Below are 14908 nucleotides of genomic sequence, written 5' to 3' on the forward strand. Positions count from 1 at the left end.
GCCGGGCTCAAGGCCCGGCTCTCTCTTTGTGCATTGCAACTTTAGCAAGAGCTAATGCGCCAGCGATTTACCAGCTTCGTCTCCGACATCGACCACGGCCGGCGCATTGACGGGTTCGACCCACTGGATCGGTTCCGGCATGCGCACCAGCGCATGGCGCAACACTTCGCCAACCCGTGAGACCGGAATGATCTCCATGCCGCTCTTCACGTTCTCCGGAATCTCCGCCAGATCCTTGGCGTTCTCTTCCGGGATCAGCACCTTCTTGATGCCGCCGCGAAGTGCGGCAAGCAGCTTCTCCTTGAGGCCGCCGATCGGCAGCACCCTGCCGCGCAGCGTGATCTCGCCGGTCATCGCCACATCGGCCTTGACCGGGATTCCGGTCAGCACCGAGACGATCGCCGTCGCCATCGCCACGCCAGCCGACGGTCCGTCCTTGGGCGTTGCGCCTTCCGGCACGTGGACGTGGATATCGCGCTTGTCGAACAGCGGCGGCTCGACGCCGAAATCGATGGCCCGCGAGCGGACGTAGGACGCCGCCGCCGAAATCGATTCCTTCATCACGTCGCGCAGATTGCCGGTCACGGTCATGCGGCCCTTGCCGGGCATCATGACGCCTTCCACCGTCAACAGCTCGCCGCCGACTTCGGTCCAGGCGAGCCCGGTGACCACGCCGACCTGATCGTCGCTCTCGACCTGGCCGAAGCGGAAGCGCGGAACACCAAGGTAATCGGCAAGATTGTCCGCCGTGATGTTGATCGTCTTCTTCTTCGTCTTCAGGATCTCGGTCACGGCCTTGCGCCCGAGCTTCATCAGCTCGCGCTCCAGGCTCCTGACGCCCGCTTCACGGGTGTAGGTCTGGATGATGCCGCGGATCGCGTCCTCACCGACGGAGAATTCCTTCGGCTGCAACGCGTGGTCGCGGATCACCTTGGGCATCAGGTGACGTTTGGCGATCTCGATCTTCTCGTCCTCGGTGTAGCCGGCGATACGGATGATCTCCATGCGGTCCATCAAGGGCGCAGGGATGTTCAGCGTGTTCGCCGTCGTCACGAACATCACGCTCGACAGGTCGTATTCGACCTCGAGGTAATGGTCCATGAACGTCGAATTCTGCTCGGGATCGAGCACCTCGAGCAAAGCCGATGACGGATCGCCGCGGAAATCCTGGCCCATCTTGTCGATCTCGTCGAGCAGGAAGAGCGGGTTGGATTTCTTCGCCTTCTTCATCGACTGAATGACCTTGCCGGGCATCGAGCCGATATAGGTGCGGCGGTGACCGCGGATCTCGGCCTCGTCGCGCACGCCGCCCAGCGCCATGCGGATGAACTCGCGGCCGGTCGCCTTGGCGATCGACTTGCCGAGCGAGGTCTTGCCGACGCCGGGAGGTCCGACGAGGCACAGGATCGGCCCCTTCAGCTTCTTCTGGCGGCTCTGCACGGCGAGGTATTCGACGATGCGGTCCTTGACCTTGTCGAGGCCGAAATGATCCGTATCGAGCACGTTCTGGGCAAAGGCCAGATCCTGCTTGACCTTGGAGTTCCTGCCCCACGGGATCGACAGCAGCCAGTCGAGATAGTTGCGCACGACGGTCGATTCAGCCGACATCGGCGACATCGTCCGCAGCTTCTTCAGCTCGGCTTCCGCCTTTTCGCGGGCCTCCTTGGAGAGCTTGGTCTTCTTGATGCGCGCCTCGATCTCGGCGGCCTCGTCGCGGCCGTCCTCGCCTTCGCCGAGCTCCTTCTGGATCGCCTTCATCTGCTCGTTGAGGTAGTATTCGCGCTGCGTCTTCTCCATCTGGCGCTTGACGCGCGAGCGGATGCGCTTCTCCACCTGCAGCACCGAGATTTCGGCTTCCATGAAGCCCATCGCCTTTTCCAGCCGTTCCTTGACGGACAGCGTGGCGAGCATCTCCTGCTTCTCGGGGATCTTGATGGCAAGGTGCGAAGCGACCGTGTCGGCGAGCTTGGAATAGTCGTCGATCTGGCTGGCGGCACCCACCACTTCGGGCGAGATCTTCTTGTTCAGCTTGACGTAGTTCTCGAAGTCGGTGACCACGGAACGCGCCAGCGCCTCGACCTCGACCTCTTCCTCATCCGGTTCGACCAGCGCCGCAGCACGGGCTTCATGGAAATCGGGACGGTCGGTGAACGCGACGATTTTCGCGCGCGAGGCACCTTCGACCAGCACCTTCACGGTGCCGTCCGGCAGTTTCAGCAATTGCAGCACATTGGCGAGCGTGCCGATGTCAAAGATGGCATCGGGCTCCGGATCGTCGTCGGCGGCATTCATCTGGGTCGCAAGCAGGATCTGCTTTTCCTGACCCATCACTTCTTCCAGCGCCTTGATCGACTTTTCACGCCCGACGAAGAGCGGAACGATCATGTGCGGGAACACCACGATGTCGCGCAGTGGGAGGACTGCGAAGACGCCGTCGCTGGGAGCCTTGGATAATTTGGCCATTGTCCAACCTTTCATATCGCGGCCGCCAATCGGCCAACCGCGAATCTCATATTAACGACCGGGGATCGTTCCGCCTACCACCGTTTGTGACGGGAGTTTTACAGCACAGAATTCGGCACCACGGCCTTCTGCCATTAGTTGGAGGCACAGGGGGTAAAGATCAAGGGTCAACACGGTCCGTCCCTCCAATCCGCAGCGATGACGCGGTGTGACAGCAAAACGGCGCCCTGCGGCGCCGTTTCAGAAAAATCCATTGCCGGCTCACGTCAGGCGCTGACGTTGCCTTTCTTTTCCTTCTGCTCGGAATAGATGTAGAGCGGCCTGGCGTTGCCTGACACCACCTCTTCCGAAATAACCACTTCGCGCACGCCTTCCAGCGCCGGCAGTTCGAACATGGTGTCGAGAAGGATCGCTTCCATGATCGAACGCAGGCCGCGCGCGCCGGTCTTGCGGTCGATGGCGCGCTTGGCGATCGCCGACAGCGCGTTCTCGTGGAAGGTCAGGTCGACATTCTCCATCTCGAACAGCCGCTGGTACTGCTTGACCAGCGCGTTCTTCGGCTCGGTCAGGATCTGGATCAGCGCCGGCTCGTCGAGGTCCTCCAGCGTCGCCAGGACAGGCAGACGGCCGACGAACTCGGGAATGAGGCCGAACTTCAAGAGATCCTCAGGCTCGACCAGGCGGAAAACATCGCCGGTGCGGCGATCCTCGGGCGAAGCAACGATGGCGCCGAAACCGATCGAGGTCTTCCTGCCGCGATCCGAGATGATCTTGTCCAGGCCGGCGAAAGCGCCGCCGCAGATGAACAGGATGTTGGCGGTGTCGACCTGCAGGAATTCCTGCTGCGGATGCTTCCTGCCGCCCTGCGGCGGCACGGAGGCGACAGTGCCTTCCATGATCTTCAAAAGTGCCTGCTGCACGCCCTCGCCCGAGACGTCGCGGGTGATCGAGGGATTGTCCGACTTGCGCGAGATCTTGTCGATCTCGTCGATATAGACGATGCCGCGCTGGGCGCGCTCGACATTGTAGTCGGCCGACTGCAACAGCTTCAGGATGATGTTCTCGACATCCTCGCCGACATAGCCGGCCTCGGTCAGCGTCGTCGCGTCGGCCATGGTGAAGGGGACGTCGATGATGCGGGCCAGCGTCTGCGCCAGCAGCGTCTTGCCGCAACCGGTCGGGCCGATCAGCAGGATGTTAGACTTCGCCAGTTCGACGTCGTTGTTCTTGCCGGCATGGGCGAGGCGCTTGTAGTGGTTATGGACGGCCACCGACAGCACGCGCTTGGCGTAAGGCTGGCCGATGACGTAGTCGTCGAGAACCTTGAGGATTTCCTGTGGGGTCGGCACGCCCTCGCGCGACTTCACCATCGAGGTCTTGTTCTCCTCGCGGATGATGTCCATGCACAGTTCGACGCATTCGTCGCAGATGAACACCGTCGGCCCGGCGATCAGCTTGCGCACTTCGTGCTGGCTTTTGCCGCAAAACGAGCAATAAAGCGTGTTCTTGGAATCACCGCTGTTGTTGCCGACCTTGCTCATTTTCCTGTCCTTTCATGGCCGCCCGCCGATGGTCTGGTTGAAAGGGCGCATATTCAATCTATCGCGGGAATCCGCTGCCGCCAGTGCCCCGGCTCCCGCAACGCATTCCGTACGAAACACAAATCGGAAAACGGGGCAATGATTCGAACAACCCCACGCAAAGCTAAGCCGTCGAAAATCAACATAGCCTTAACGTAGGCAATTGCACCCGTCGAGGGAACAGCCAATTGTGGCCGAAATGCCGCAAGCTGCGCCAAAAGCGCGTGATCCCGCCACTCATTGCCACCGCGGGGCCACCGCGGGCCTATAAGGCAATACCTTCGACCGGCTCACGTGACGAAATGACCTTGTCGATGAGGCCGAAATCCCTGGCCTCGTCGGCAGTCATGAAATGGTCACGGTCGAGCGTTTTTTCAATCTCATCGTAGCTCTTGCCGGTGTGCTTGACGTAAACCTCGTTGAGGCGGCGCTTCAGCTTGATGATGTCCTGGGCATGGCGCTCGATGTCGGAAGCCTGGCCCTGGAAGCCGCCGGAAGGCTGGTGGACCATGATGCGGGCGTTCGGCGTGGCAAAGCGCATGTCCTTGTGGCCCGCCGTCAAGAGCAGCGAGCCCATCGAGGCGGCCTGACCGATGCAGAGCGTCGACACGGCAGGCTTGATGAACTGCATCGTGTCGTAGATCGCCATGCCGGAGGTGACGACGCCGCCGGGCGAGTTGATATAGAGGTTGATTTCCTTCTTCGGATTCTCGGCCTCGAGAAACAGCAGCTGCGCGCAGACCAGCGTCGCCATGCCATCCTCGACCGGGCCGGTGATGAAAATGATGCGCTCCTTGAGGAGCCGCGAGAAAATGTCGTAGGCCCGCTCGCCGCGATTGGTCTGTTCGACCACCATCGGAACGAGGTTCATGTAGGTTTCGACGGGGTTCTTCATGGACTATCCCTTTTTGAGGATGGGATTCCGGCGCCGGAGATTTGCAATCGGGCAGAATCGGTTCTGGATCGTTATTGTGTAAATAGGATGCCGGCTCACCCTAGCGCAAGGCCGCCTCTCCTAGCCATCCGGTTAAGTCGAATCAAGGTTTCCAAACCAGTTTCGCCTGTCGCCGTGCCGGCAGCCCCTCTCCTGCCGTGGGAAGGGGCGCTCATGCTTGGCCGTTGTTTAGCAGTTTCTTAACCGCATCGCTTAACGAAAAGTGGTGAAACCGCTTTTTCCGGCCACGGCTTACCCTACAATCCAACGTTGAACTCGCTTCACGCAGTTCAAACAGGGGGAGTGCGATGATCAGGAAAACTGCTTCCTTGGCCCTTGCCGGCATCACCGTCCTCGGCATGGCATCCGAAACGGCCGCCGGCGGACACGCGGTCGAATGCTACGAGCAGGTCAATCGGCCGGCCGTCTACGACACCGTCTACGAGGATGTGCTCGTCAGCCCAGCCGGCCAGCAGGTGCAGTATGAAGCGCCGATCTACGGGACGCGCGAGCGCGTGGTGCAGATCGCGCCGGCGCGCGTCAGCTACGAGATCGTGCCCGCCATCACCCGCACCATCTACCGCACCGTGAGGGTCGATGACGGCGGCTATTCCTGGGAATGGCGCATCATTCATGGCCGCAAGGTGCTGTGCAAGGTCAGGCACAGGGCGCGCTATGAACGCGTGGCCGAAATCGTCGTGGTTGAGCCGGAACGCCGGCGGCGCGTTGTCCTCCCCGCCGAGTACGAGGGCGTCGCCGAAGAGGTTCTCGTGCGGCCGGAGCAACGGCGCATCATCGACATTCCTGCGTCTTATCAGACAGTAGCTCGCCGCGTGGTGGTCAGGGAGGGCTCATCCAGCTGGCGGCGCGTGCATATTCCGAGGCATTGCCGATACTAGGCGCTCAGGCGCCCTCCGCCCTGAGCCATATCTTCAGGCCGTCGACATCGCCATTGCCGACGCAGGCCGCAACACGCCGGCCGACCGCCGCGCCGAACTTGTAGCCGTGGCCGGAGCAGGCCGAGACGACCAGGCATCTGCCTTTCCGGTGGGCCAGAAATTTCTCGTCGGCGGTGAAGGTGTAGGCGCAGGTGACCTTGTATTCCTCGATACGAGCGATCGGCGGCGAAAACAGGTTGCGGATCGCCTCAACCTCGCCCGGCACCGGCTGGCGGTTCCAGTCGGCATCGCTGGTCGGCACCCTGTGCAGGCCCGAGCCGAATTTCATGCCGGCGCCGCCGGAGGGCGGGATCACGTAGCCGTCGACGCTGCCGCCAATGTTGAGGACGACCGGTGCTGCCTGCCAGACCGCTTTCAGGTCCGCCGGCGGTTCGACATAGGCGAGCGCGGTGCGCCAGGTTTTCAGCTCGCCATCCAGCTCCGGGAACAGTTTTAGCACCCAGGCGCCGGCAGCGACGACGATCCGGTCGGCCTGCATCGTTTCGCCGCCCGCCAGCACGACATGCCCGGCCTCGGCGTCGATCTCGACCACCTTGCTGTTTTCGTAGACATTGGCGCCGTTCGCGCGCAGCCACCTGGCGAGGCCGGCAGCGATCTTGCGGCAGTGCAGCGCGCCGCCGTCCGGCGAAAAATACGCATAGCGGAATGAACCAGGTTCTAGGAACGGCCAGCGTTCGACCGCGGCATCCGGCTCGAACAATTCGAACGGGTAGTTCCCGGCTTCCATGCCTTCGCGGTATTCCTCGGCCTCATCGCCCGGCTGGCGCGAAATGCAGATGAAGCCGCGCGGATCGAGATGGCTTTCACCGAGATCGGCCCACATCTCATCCCAGGCTTCATACGCTTCGGTGATCAGCCGGCCATAGCCCGTTCCGGCCCGGTAGGCGCGGCGGATGATGCGATGATGGTCGCCGGAGGCGGCGAGCGGATTGGGGATTGGTCCCTGCTCGACGATCGAGACGAGGTGACCGGCCTTGGCCAGCGACCACGCCGTCGAAAGCCCGGCAATGCCCGCACCGACCACGATCACATTCATGAAACCGTCCTTCCGCAACCGCTTCGGCGGCTCACCTCACGGGAGGGCCAACATACGGTCTGGCACCAGACTGGCAAGCCGCGCTAATGATCTGGCATGACCGAATTGAAGCCGCCCTATCTTGCCTTTGATCCAGCCTCCCGCCGCCTGCGGCTCGATCCGCACGAACCGGCTTTTTTCCAGAACCCTTACGAAGCCTATGCCTTCCTGCATGGCGCATTGAACGCCTTCTTCTGGGAGGAGTTTGGTTTCTGGTGCTTTGGCGGCTTCGACGACGTCAACCGGCTGCTGCGCGATCGCCGCTTCGGCCGGCAGAACCCGGCCGGCATTCCGGACAGCCGAGGCATCGGTCAGGACCGCACGCACCTCAGCGCGTTCGACGGCATCGAGGCCAATTCGATGCTGGAGCTGGAGCCGCCTGTCCACACACGGCTCAGAACGCTGGTCAACCGCGCCTTCGTCTCGCGCCAGGTCGAGCGGCTCAGGCCACGTGTCGAGGCGCTGGCCAACGAACTGATCGACCGTTTCGAACCAGGAGGAGTCGACCTGCTGCCGGCATTCGCAGCTCCCTTGCCGATCACCATCATTGCGGAGATGCTCGGCGTGCCGGTCGACATGGGGCCGCAGCTGCTCGACTGGTCGCATCGGATGGTCGCCATGTACATGCATGGCCGCACCCGCGAGACGGAGGACACGGCCAATCGCGCCGCGCGCGACTTTTCCGATTTTCTGCGCGGCTACGTCGCCGAGCGGCGAAAGAGGCCGGGCGAGGATCTTCTGTCGCTGCTGATTGCGGCACAGGAGGACGGCCAGAAACTGTCGGAGGACGAGCTGGTATCCTCGGCCATCCTTTTGCTCAATGCCGGCCATGAAGCAACTGTCCACCAGACCGGCAATGCGGTGCGCTCGATCCTTGCGCAAGGCGGCGACGCGCGCCGCTTCTTCGCCTCACCGGAAGCAACAGCCGCGACGGTCGAAGAGTGCCTGCGCTTCGACGCGCCGCTGCACATGTTCACGCGCTACGCCTATCAGGAGGTCGAGGCCGGGCCGGGGATCATCGTCCAGCCGGGCGAGACGATCGGGCTGTTGCTCGGCATGGCCAATCGCGACCCTACTGCGTTTGCCGAGCCCCTCGCCTTCAGGCCGGACCGTGCCGACCAGAAGAACGTATCGTTCGGCGCCGGCATCCATTTCTGCATCGGCGCGCCGCTCGCCCGGCTCGAACTGCAGGTGTCGCTGAAAACCTTGTTCGAACGCCTGCCGCGGCTCCAAATGGCCGAACAGCCGCGCTTCCGTGACACGTATCATTTCCACGGGCTGGAAACGCTTGCCATCAGAATCTGAGGACGGCTTCCGACGACAGGCTTCGAAAGCCGGCTCCGGCGAATTCCGGTCAAATAGGTAACATCTCAAGGTCGCGAGTGCCAAATAATCGCCGATCGAACGATGAAGCTACCGGAAGCAAGACCTCACACTAACAATCCCGGATGCCTACAGAAATTCGGTCATGAAGCTTGAAGAGAGACGGGATTTGAATCTTTTTGCGTCGTCTCGCGGACGATGTCGAGGAAGGCCTTCAGCACCGGCGAGGGTTGTTCATGCCGGTAGATGATTGAAGTGTCGATGGACAAGGTTCGTCCCTGGATGGGGCGATAAACGACGCCGTGCCGGCGCAAATTTTGCAGACAAGCGGGCAGCAACGAGACGCCCAGCCCGACGGATACAAGTCCGATGATTGTCTGCTTGGGCGTTGCTTCTCGAACGATCCTCGGGCTGAACCCGGATGAACGGCACAGCCCGACGATCTCGTCATAGAGGGATGGATTGATGCTGCGCGGGAACTGAATCAACGCTTCGGAGGCCAGGTCGGCCAGCGCGACCTCTGCTTCCGAGGCCAGCCGATGCGTTTCCGGCAAGGCCACGATCAGGGGTTCGACCAGTATGCTTTCGACCCTCAATGCCTCGTGAACGACGGGAGGATGGACAAAACCGATATCGAGCTGGCGTTCGGCCACTGCCCTGACTTGATTGGGAATGCGCAGGTCGGTCAGGCTCAACTCGACCTCGGGATAGCGCTTGGTGAAGCGTTGGACGACAGAAGGCACCACACTGTAGATAGCCGCGTCGATGAATCCGACAGCAAGATGGCCGGTTTCGCCACGATCGGCTTTGCGAGCAAGCTCCACCGCCTGCTCTGTCTGGTGAAGCACGGCCCTAACCTCATCAAGGAACACACGCCCCGCCGCAGTCAGTTCGACCTTGCGCTTGGTGCGCTCCAGCAAGCGCACACCCATCGCCTGTTCCAGTTGCTGGATCTGCTTTGTCAGGGGCGGCTGTGAGATATGCAAGCGCGCTGCCGCGCGCCCGAAATGCAGCTCTTCGGCGACGGCCATGAAGGACTGCATCAGCTTGTGGTTCATCTTCAGCCTTTAATTTCCCAAATAGAATTACCCATGGCTCAAACGATATTGGACGGAAAGTATCGGAATCTGCAAAATCCGGAAAGCTGCAAAATCCGGGAGACGCGCTTTGAAAAATTCCGAGATTTCACGCCGCCAGATGCTGAAAGTGCCGCTCATCGGCGCGACGATCGCCGCGACATCTCAATCCGGTCTTGTCTGCGAGGCCCTTGCCCAACCCGTTCCAGCTTCGTCGCCAGCGCCCCCTGGCGCTTTCGCCCACAATGTCGAAGCAGTGGGTTATACCGATCTCGATCATCGCCCAGCCTTCAAAATGGCGATCAGGCAGGTTGGCGAACGTTGGTATCTCTACACTGGGCACTTCTGGCACTCCGGCTGGAGCATCGTGGACGTGACCGACCCGGCCAAGCCCGAGACGGTCAAGTTCGTGCCCTATCTCGGCACGAATACTTGGACTCTACAAATAGATTTGTCCGGCGACACGATGGTGACCGCCCTCGAAAAGCCCTTTGCTAATTTCGGCGGTGACCCCGACGCACCGTTCGGCGAAGGCGTTCTGATCTGGGATATCGCGGATCCCATCAATCTGAAACAACTCAGTCACTACCGCACCGGCGGAAACGGCACGCATCGCAACCTCTATCCCGGTGGACGTTATGTCCACCTTGCCGCCGGCATGCCGGGTTACAGGGGCAACATCTACGTCATCCTCGATATTTCGGATCGCTCGAATCCGCGCGAAGCCGGACGCTGGTGGGTGCCGGGCCAGCACGAGGCCGGCGGCGAGAGCTTTGCGGCTGCGAAGCCCGCCGCCGACCAGGAGACCGCCGATCGCTACCGGTTGCGACTGAAGCCGCAATGCATGTGCGGCGCCTTCTGCGCCAGCACGGGCGAGGATGTCTCGCTGCACGGCCCGCCTTATGTCACTGGCGATCTTGTCTATTTGCCTTATGGTGCGGCGGGAATCGTTGTGCTCGATATTAGCGACGTCTCCCAGCCGAGGCAGGTCGGCGGCCTGAGCTTCAGCCCTCCGTTTCATTCGCGCTTCGGTGTGCATAGCGTGCTGCCGATTCCAGAGCGCGGCATTGCCTTCGCCAATTCGGAGAACGTCACCTATGGACTTGGTCCGATGCATCACGCTTCGATCGTCGATATTTCCGATTCCAGTGAACCCTTTCTGCTGTCGCTGTTGCCCGAACCAGTGCCACCCGAAGGCGCTCCCTATTCGGATTTCACAACTCGTGGCGGCTGGCGCGGACCGCACAACATCAACCACCACCAGCATCATCCCGATGTCCAGAAACAAGGCGATCTGTTCTATATCGCGCACTTCAACGCTGGGCTCAGGGTCTATGACGTCTCAAATACTCGGCTTCCGCGCGAGGTCGGCTACTTCATCCCGCCGGAGCCAGTCCGACGCTACGGCCCTATGCCGGAAGACAAGCTGGTTGTTCAGACCGAGGACGTGGTCGTGGACCGGCGCGGCTTCATTTACATAACTGACAAGAACCTGGGGCTCTGGATTCTCCGCTACACCGGCCCGCGGCCGGAAACGGATCGAACGTGACGGTCACATTCACCCTGAATGAAGCCTTAGTCGGAGCGCGGAAGCGGAGGCAGTCATGATTCGCTGGGAAAGTTTCATGGCACCGCGACATGATGAGCCGATACGGATTTTCCGACACGGACATCGATGGCTTTTGTAAAGTCCGGCGCCATGCGAGATCAAAGCTTGATTACATACTCCTTGCGCGTCGTTTCAAGCACTTCCCAGCTTCCTCTAAAGCCCGGCCTCAGCACGAAACTGTCGCCTGCCCTGACGGTGCGCGCATCGCCGCCGTCTTCGGCGATCACCGAAACCCCTGACAGGATGTGGCAGAACTCCCACTCATCATATTCGATGCGCCATTTGCCGGGCGTTGCTTCCCAGACGCCGGCATAGAGGCCGCCGTCCTGTTCCTCGACATTCCAGGTGCGGAATTTCGGATCGCCCGAAATCAGGCGATCCGGCGCTGGTGCGCCAAGTTCCGGTTCGACGGTGTCGACGCCGACGGACAGAAATTTCGGCGTGGTCATGGCGATCAAACCTTGGCGAGAGCCTGTTCCAGATCGGCGACGATGTCGTTGACGTCCTCGATGCCGACCGAAAGCCTGACCGTGTCCGGCCCTGCCCCCGCGTTGATCTTCTGCTCGTCGGAAAGCTGGCGATGCGTGGTCGATGCCGGGTGGATGACCAGCGACTTGGTGTCGCCGACATTGGCCAGATGCGAGAACAGTTCGAGCGCCTCGACGAACTTGATGCCCGCCGCATAGCCGCCCTTCAGCCCGAATGTGAACACCGCGCCGGCGCCAAGCGGCGAGTATTTCTTCTGCAACGCGTTGTTCTTGTCGCCGGGCAGGCCGGGATAGGAAACCCAGGCGACCTTGGGATGGTTGGAGAGCCATCCGGCGACCGCCGCCGCATTGTCGCAGTGGCGCTGCATCCTGAGCGGCAAGGTTTCCAGACCGGTCAGGATCAGGAAAGCGTTGAACGGCGAAATCGCCGCGCCGATATCGCGCAGGCCGAGCACTCGGGCGGCAATGGCGAAAGCGAAATTGCCGAAGGTTTCGTGCAGGACGAGGCCGCCATATTCGGGGCGCGGTTCCGACAGCATCGGATATTTGCCCGACTTCGACCAGTCGAAGGTGCCGCCGTCGACAATGGCGCCGCCGATGGAATTGCCGTGGCCGCCGATGAACTTGGTCAGTGAATGCACGACGATGTCGGCGCCATGCTCGATCGGCCGCAGCAGGTAGGGGGAGGCCAGCGTGTTATCGACGATCAGCGGCAGGCCGTGCTTGCGGGCGATGTCGCCGATCTTCTCGATATCGACGAAGACGCCGCCAGGGTTAGCCAGGCTCTCGATGAAGATCGCCTTGGTCCTGTCGTCGATCTGACTCTCGAAGGTCGAGATATCGTTGGTGTCGGCCCAGCGCACCTGCCAGCCGAAATTCTTGAAGGCGTGGCCGAACTGGTTGATCGAGCCGCCGTAAAGCTTTGTCGCGGAAACGAAATTGTCGCCGGGCTGCATCAGGTTGTGGAAGACCAGCACCTGCGCGGCATGGCCGGAGGCGACGGCAAGGCCTGCCGTGCCGCCTTCGAGTGCCGCGATGCGCTCTTCCAGCACCGCCTGCGTCGGGTTCATGATGCGGGTGTAGATGTTGCCGAACGCCTTCAGCCCGAACAGTGAGGCGGCATGGTCGGCATCGTCGAAGACGAAGGAGGTGGTCTGGTAGATCGGCGTCGCGCGTGCGCCGGTCGCCGGATCCGGCTTGGCGCCGGCATGGACGGCGAGCGTATTGAAACCGGGCATGCGGGCCATCGAAAAACCTCCCTCAATGGTGAATGGTGAATGGTGAATGGTGAATGGTGAATGGTGAATGGTGAATGGTGAATGGTGAATGGTGAATGGCAAAGTCGGCCAGCCCCACCCTGATTGCAAGCGGCTCATATGCCGCCTTGCCCGCCTTCCAGAAAAATCCTTCTATTCACCATTCACCATTCATTACCTACTTCTGGCGAACGCCGAAACTCTGGAACCCCGGCCGCATCAGCGGCTTCTTCGACGACAGCACGCCTGAATTGACGCCGGTCCAGCCGATCTCGCCGGACAGCTTGCCATATTCGATCTTGGGGCAACGGTTCATCACCACCTTGATGCCGGCGGCTTCGGCGCGTGCGGCCGCCTCGTCATGGCGTATGCCAAGCTGCATCCAGATGACCTTCGGCAGCGGATCGAGCCGCAACACCTCGTCGACAATGCCCGGCACGGCAGCGGAAGCGCGAAACACGTCGACCATATCGACAGGTTCCGGAACGTCGGCGAGCCTGGCATAGGTCATCTGGCCCAGAATCGCCTTGCCGGCCTGGCCGGGATTGATCGGGAACACCGAAAACCCCTTGCCGAGCAGATATTTCAGCACGAAATAGCTCGGCCGCACATCGTTGGCCGACGCGCCGACCATGGCGATGGTCTTCACGGAATTGAGAATGCCGGCGATATAGGCGTTGTCGTAGGCGTCGTGGTTCATGCCTCGTCATACAGCGCTTCGGAGTGAGGTGCCAACAGCCGAGCAAGTGGCTTGCAATGGGCCAGGGAGAACGTCGTCAGCCCGGCAGCGAAATCGATCCGTCTTCCGCGATCGGAAAAGCGGGATTGTGCGCGACTTCCCAGACATGCCCGTCCGCATCGGCGAAATAGCCGTACCAGCCGCCCCAGAAGGCGCGCCCGGCCGGCTTGACGATCTTGCCGCCGGCCTTCTCAGCCGCCGCAAGCACTTCGTCGACCTCGGCGTCAGAGCGGGTGTTGTAGGCAAGGTAGACGGCCGAAGGTGCCTTGCTGAAGGTCACGCCCGAATCCTCTTCGGCGCTTTGCCGCGGGAACAGGCCGAGAATGGCGCCGCCCATCTGGAAGAAGGCAACGCCCTCGGTGATCCCGGCATGGCGCTTCAGGCCCATCGCCTCATAGAAGCGCACCGCGCGGTCGAGATCGTCGGTAGCTATGGTGATGATGGAGATGCGCGGTTCCATATCCGCCTCCTATTCCTCCGGCCATTCCGGCTTGCGCTTGCCGATGAAGGCACCGATGCCCTCTTCCGCATCGCGCGCCAGCATGTTCTCGACCATGACGCGCCCGGTGTAATCATAGGCCTCGGCCAGCCCCATTTCTGCCTGTTCGTAGAAGGCTTCCTTGCCGATCTTGACGACCAGGGAGGATTTGGACGCAATGGTTTGCGCGTATTTGGTGACAATCTGATTCAGATATTCGCGCGGCACGACGCGGTTGACCAAGCCGAATTCCTTGGCGGTTGCCGCATCGATCGTCTCGCCGGTCAAAAGCATCTCCATGGCGTGCTTGCGCGAGACGTTGCGCGACAGCGCCACCATCGGCGTCGAGCAGAACAGTCCGATATTGACGCCAGGCGTGCAGAAGGTCGCCTCGTGCGAGGCGATGGCGAGATCGCAGCTGGCGACCAGCTGCAATCCGGCCGCCGTCGCCAGGCCGTCGACTTCGGCGATCACCGGCTTAGGATGGCGAACGATCGCCTGCATCAGTGAAGCGCAGGCGGAAAACGTCTTTTCGAAAAAGGCCCTGCCGCGATCGGCATCGGCGCGGTGCGCGCTCAACTCCTTGAGGTCGTGTCCGGCGCAGAACACTTTGCCGGCCGCCCCAAGGACGATGACGCGGACGGATTTGTCGGCCTTGGCGCGGTCGAGTTCCGTCATCAGCGCCGCCATCACTGCAAGCGAAAGAGCGTTGGCCGGCGGATTGGCGAGCGTCAGACGGAGCACGCCCTTGTCCAGCCTGGAGACGACGGGCCCTTCGGCAACGGCAGGTTTGATGGCAACGATTTCGGCCATGGGGTCCTTCCTCCGCGATTCCGGATCGATGATGGACTAATCTAGTATGCCGTCGCGCTTCGGCCAACTCCCTCGTGCGCGTCGGCGATTGGGGTGTCGCGTATGCAGATGTCCG

The 14908-nt window shown here is 61.5% G+C and carries 13 protein-coding genes; 3 read left to right on the plus strand and 10 right to left on the minus strand.

Annotated features, from left to right (window positions below):
- Nucleotides 1-51: 51 nt before the first annotated feature.
- The 3 genes from lon to NKJ20_RS17855 all read right to left on the minus strand — a co-directional run bounded on the left by lon (nucleotide 52) and on the right by NKJ20_RS17855 (nucleotide 4938).
- Nucleotides 52-2463: an endopeptidase La gene (lon, locus tag NKJ20_RS17845; protein ID WP_352619243.1), complete on the minus strand. Its 2412-nt coding sequence runs from the start codon at nucleotides 2461-2463 to the stop codon at nucleotides 52-54.
- A 266-nt stretch (nucleotides 2464-2729) separates the two neighbouring features.
- Nucleotides 2730-4004 carry an ATP-dependent Clp protease ATP-binding subunit ClpX gene (gene clpX / locus NKJ20_RS17850; RefSeq protein ID WP_352449349.1) on the minus strand — a complete coding sequence of 425 codons (1275 nt, stop codon included), beginning with the start codon at nucleotides 4002-4004 and terminating at the stop codon, nucleotides 2730-2732.
- 304 nt (nucleotides 4005-4308) lie between these two features.
- The gene (locus tag NKJ20_RS17855) at nucleotides 4309-4938 is read right to left on the minus strand and encodes an ATP-dependent Clp protease proteolytic subunit (RefSeq protein WP_023674655.1); all 630 of its coding nucleotides are present in this window, start codon (nucleotides 4936-4938) and stop codon (nucleotides 4309-4311) included.
- Between the two features lie 347 nt (nucleotides 4939-5285).
- Between NKJ20_RS17855 and NKJ20_RS17860 the strand changes: the two genes are divergently transcribed.
- Nucleotides 5286-5876 carry a hypothetical protein gene (locus tag NKJ20_RS17860; protein WP_352745760.1) on the plus strand — a complete coding sequence of 197 codons (591 nt, stop codon included), beginning with the start codon at nucleotides 5286-5288 and terminating at the stop codon, nucleotides 5874-5876.
- 4 nt (nucleotides 5877-5880) lie between these two features.
- Here NKJ20_RS17860 and NKJ20_RS17865 read toward each other — a convergent pair whose 3' ends face one another.
- A complete protein-coding gene (locus NKJ20_RS17865; RefSeq protein WP_352745763.1) occupies nucleotides 5881-6972 on the minus strand; it encodes an NAD(P)/FAD-dependent oxidoreductase in 1092 nt (363 codons plus the stop codon).
- A 96-nt stretch (nucleotides 6973-7068) separates the two neighbouring features.
- Here NKJ20_RS17865 and NKJ20_RS17870 point away from each other — a divergent pair, with 96 nt between their 5' ends.
- Nucleotides 7069-8316 carry a cytochrome P450 gene (locus NKJ20_RS17870; protein ID WP_352745766.1) on the plus strand — a complete coding sequence of 416 codons (1248 nt, stop codon included), beginning with the start codon at nucleotides 7069-7071 and terminating at the stop codon, nucleotides 8314-8316.
- Between the two features lie 161 nt (nucleotides 8317-8477).
- Here the strand turns inward: NKJ20_RS17870 and NKJ20_RS17875 are convergent, their stop codons facing one another.
- Nucleotides 8478-9392: a LysR family transcriptional regulator gene (locus NKJ20_RS17875; protein WP_352745769.1), complete on the minus strand. Its 915-nt coding sequence runs from the start codon at nucleotides 9390-9392 to the stop codon at nucleotides 8478-8480.
- A 109-nt stretch (nucleotides 9393-9501) separates the two neighbouring features.
- Here NKJ20_RS17875 and NKJ20_RS17880 point away from each other — a divergent pair, with 109 nt between their 5' ends.
- A complete protein-coding gene (locus NKJ20_RS17880; protein WP_352745772.1) occupies nucleotides 9502-10959 on the plus strand; it encodes an LVIVD repeat-containing protein in 1458 nt (485 codons plus the stop codon).
- Nucleotides 10960-11117: 158 nt separating this feature from the next.
- Here NKJ20_RS17880 and NKJ20_RS17885 read toward each other — a convergent pair whose 3' ends face one another.
- From NKJ20_RS17885 to NKJ20_RS17905, 5 genes are all read right to left on the minus strand, one after another.
- Nucleotides 11118-11468 carry a cupin domain-containing protein gene (locus NKJ20_RS17885; protein WP_352646533.1) on the minus strand — a complete coding sequence of 117 codons (351 nt, stop codon included), beginning with the start codon at nucleotides 11466-11468 and terminating at the stop codon, nucleotides 11118-11120.
- Between the two features lie 5 nt (nucleotides 11469-11473).
- Nucleotides 11474-12754 (minus strand): O-acetylhomoserine aminocarboxypropyltransferase, encoded by a 1281-nt coding sequence (locus tag NKJ20_RS17890; protein ID WP_352745774.1) that lies wholly within the window; start codon nucleotides 12752-12754, stop codon nucleotides 11474-11476.
- Nucleotides 12755-12941: 187 nt separating this feature from the next.
- Nucleotides 12942-13463, minus strand: coding sequence for a CoA-binding protein (locus tag NKJ20_RS17895; RefSeq protein WP_352542616.1), 522 nt, complete (start codon nucleotides 13461-13463; stop codon nucleotides 12942-12944).
- Nucleotides 13464-13539: 76 nt separating this feature from the next.
- Nucleotides 13540-13962, minus strand: coding sequence for a VOC family protein (locus NKJ20_RS17900; RefSeq protein WP_352702557.1), 423 nt, complete (start codon nucleotides 13960-13962; stop codon nucleotides 13540-13542).
- Between the two features lie 9 nt (nucleotides 13963-13971).
- The gene (locus NKJ20_RS17905) at nucleotides 13972-14793 is read right to left on the minus strand and encodes an enoyl-CoA hydratase (protein WP_352745776.1); all 822 of its coding nucleotides are present in this window, start codon (nucleotides 14791-14793) and stop codon (nucleotides 13972-13974) included.
- Nucleotides 14794-14908: the final 115 nt, after the last annotated feature.

Origin of the sequence: Mesorhizobium sp. M0185 (assembly GCF_040322175.1) — a bacterium.
Taxonomy (GTDB): domain Bacteria; phylum Pseudomonadota; class Alphaproteobacteria; order Rhizobiales; family Rhizobiaceae; genus Mesorhizobium.

Bases quoted from the DNA above. Each gene is read 5' to 3' on its own strand.
- NKJ20_RS17890 (WP_352745774.1), bottom strand. From the start codon at position 12,754: ATGGCCCGCATGCCCGGTTTCAATACGCTCGCCGTCCATGCCGGCGCC.
- NKJ20_RS17900 (WP_352702557.1), bottom strand. From the start codon at position 13,962: ATGGAACCGCGCATCTCCATCATCACCATAGCTACCGACGATCTCGAC.
- clpX (WP_352449349.1), bottom strand. From the start codon at position 4,004: ATGAGCAAGGTCGGCAACAACAGCGGTGATTCCAAGAACACGCTTTAT.
- NKJ20_RS17870 (WP_352745766.1), top strand. From the start codon at position 7,069: ATGACCGAATTGAAGCCGCCCTATCTTGCCTTTGATCCAGCCTCCCGC.
- NKJ20_RS17865 (WP_352745763.1), bottom strand. From the start codon at position 6,972: ATGAATGTGATCGTGGTCGGTGCGGGCATTGCCGGGCTTTCGACGGCG.
- NKJ20_RS17905 (WP_352745776.1), bottom strand. From the start codon at position 14,793: ATGGCCGAAATCGTTGCCATCAAACCTGCCGTTGCCGAAGGGCCCGTC.
- NKJ20_RS17895 (WP_352542616.1), bottom strand. From the start codon at position 13,463: ATGAACCACGACGCCTACGACAACGCCTATATCGCCGGCATTCTCAAT.
- NKJ20_RS17860 (WP_352745760.1), top strand. From the start codon at position 5,286: ATGATCAGGAAAACTGCTTCCTTGGCCCTTGCCGGCATCACCGTCCTC.
- NKJ20_RS17875 (WP_352745769.1), bottom strand. From the start codon at position 9,392: ATGAACCACAAGCTGATGCAGTCCTTCATGGCCGTCGCCGAAGAGCTG.
- NKJ20_RS17885 (WP_352646533.1), bottom strand. From the start codon at position 11,468: ATGACCACGCCGAAATTTCTGTCCGTCGGCGTCGACACCGTCGAACCG.
- NKJ20_RS17855 (WP_023674655.1), bottom strand. From the start codon at position 4,938: ATGAAGAACCCCGTCGAAACCTACATGAACCTCGTTCCGATGGTGGTC.
- lon (WP_352619243.1), bottom strand. From the start codon at position 2,463: ATGGCCAAATTATCCAAGGCTCCCAGCGACGGCGTCTTCGCAGTCCTC.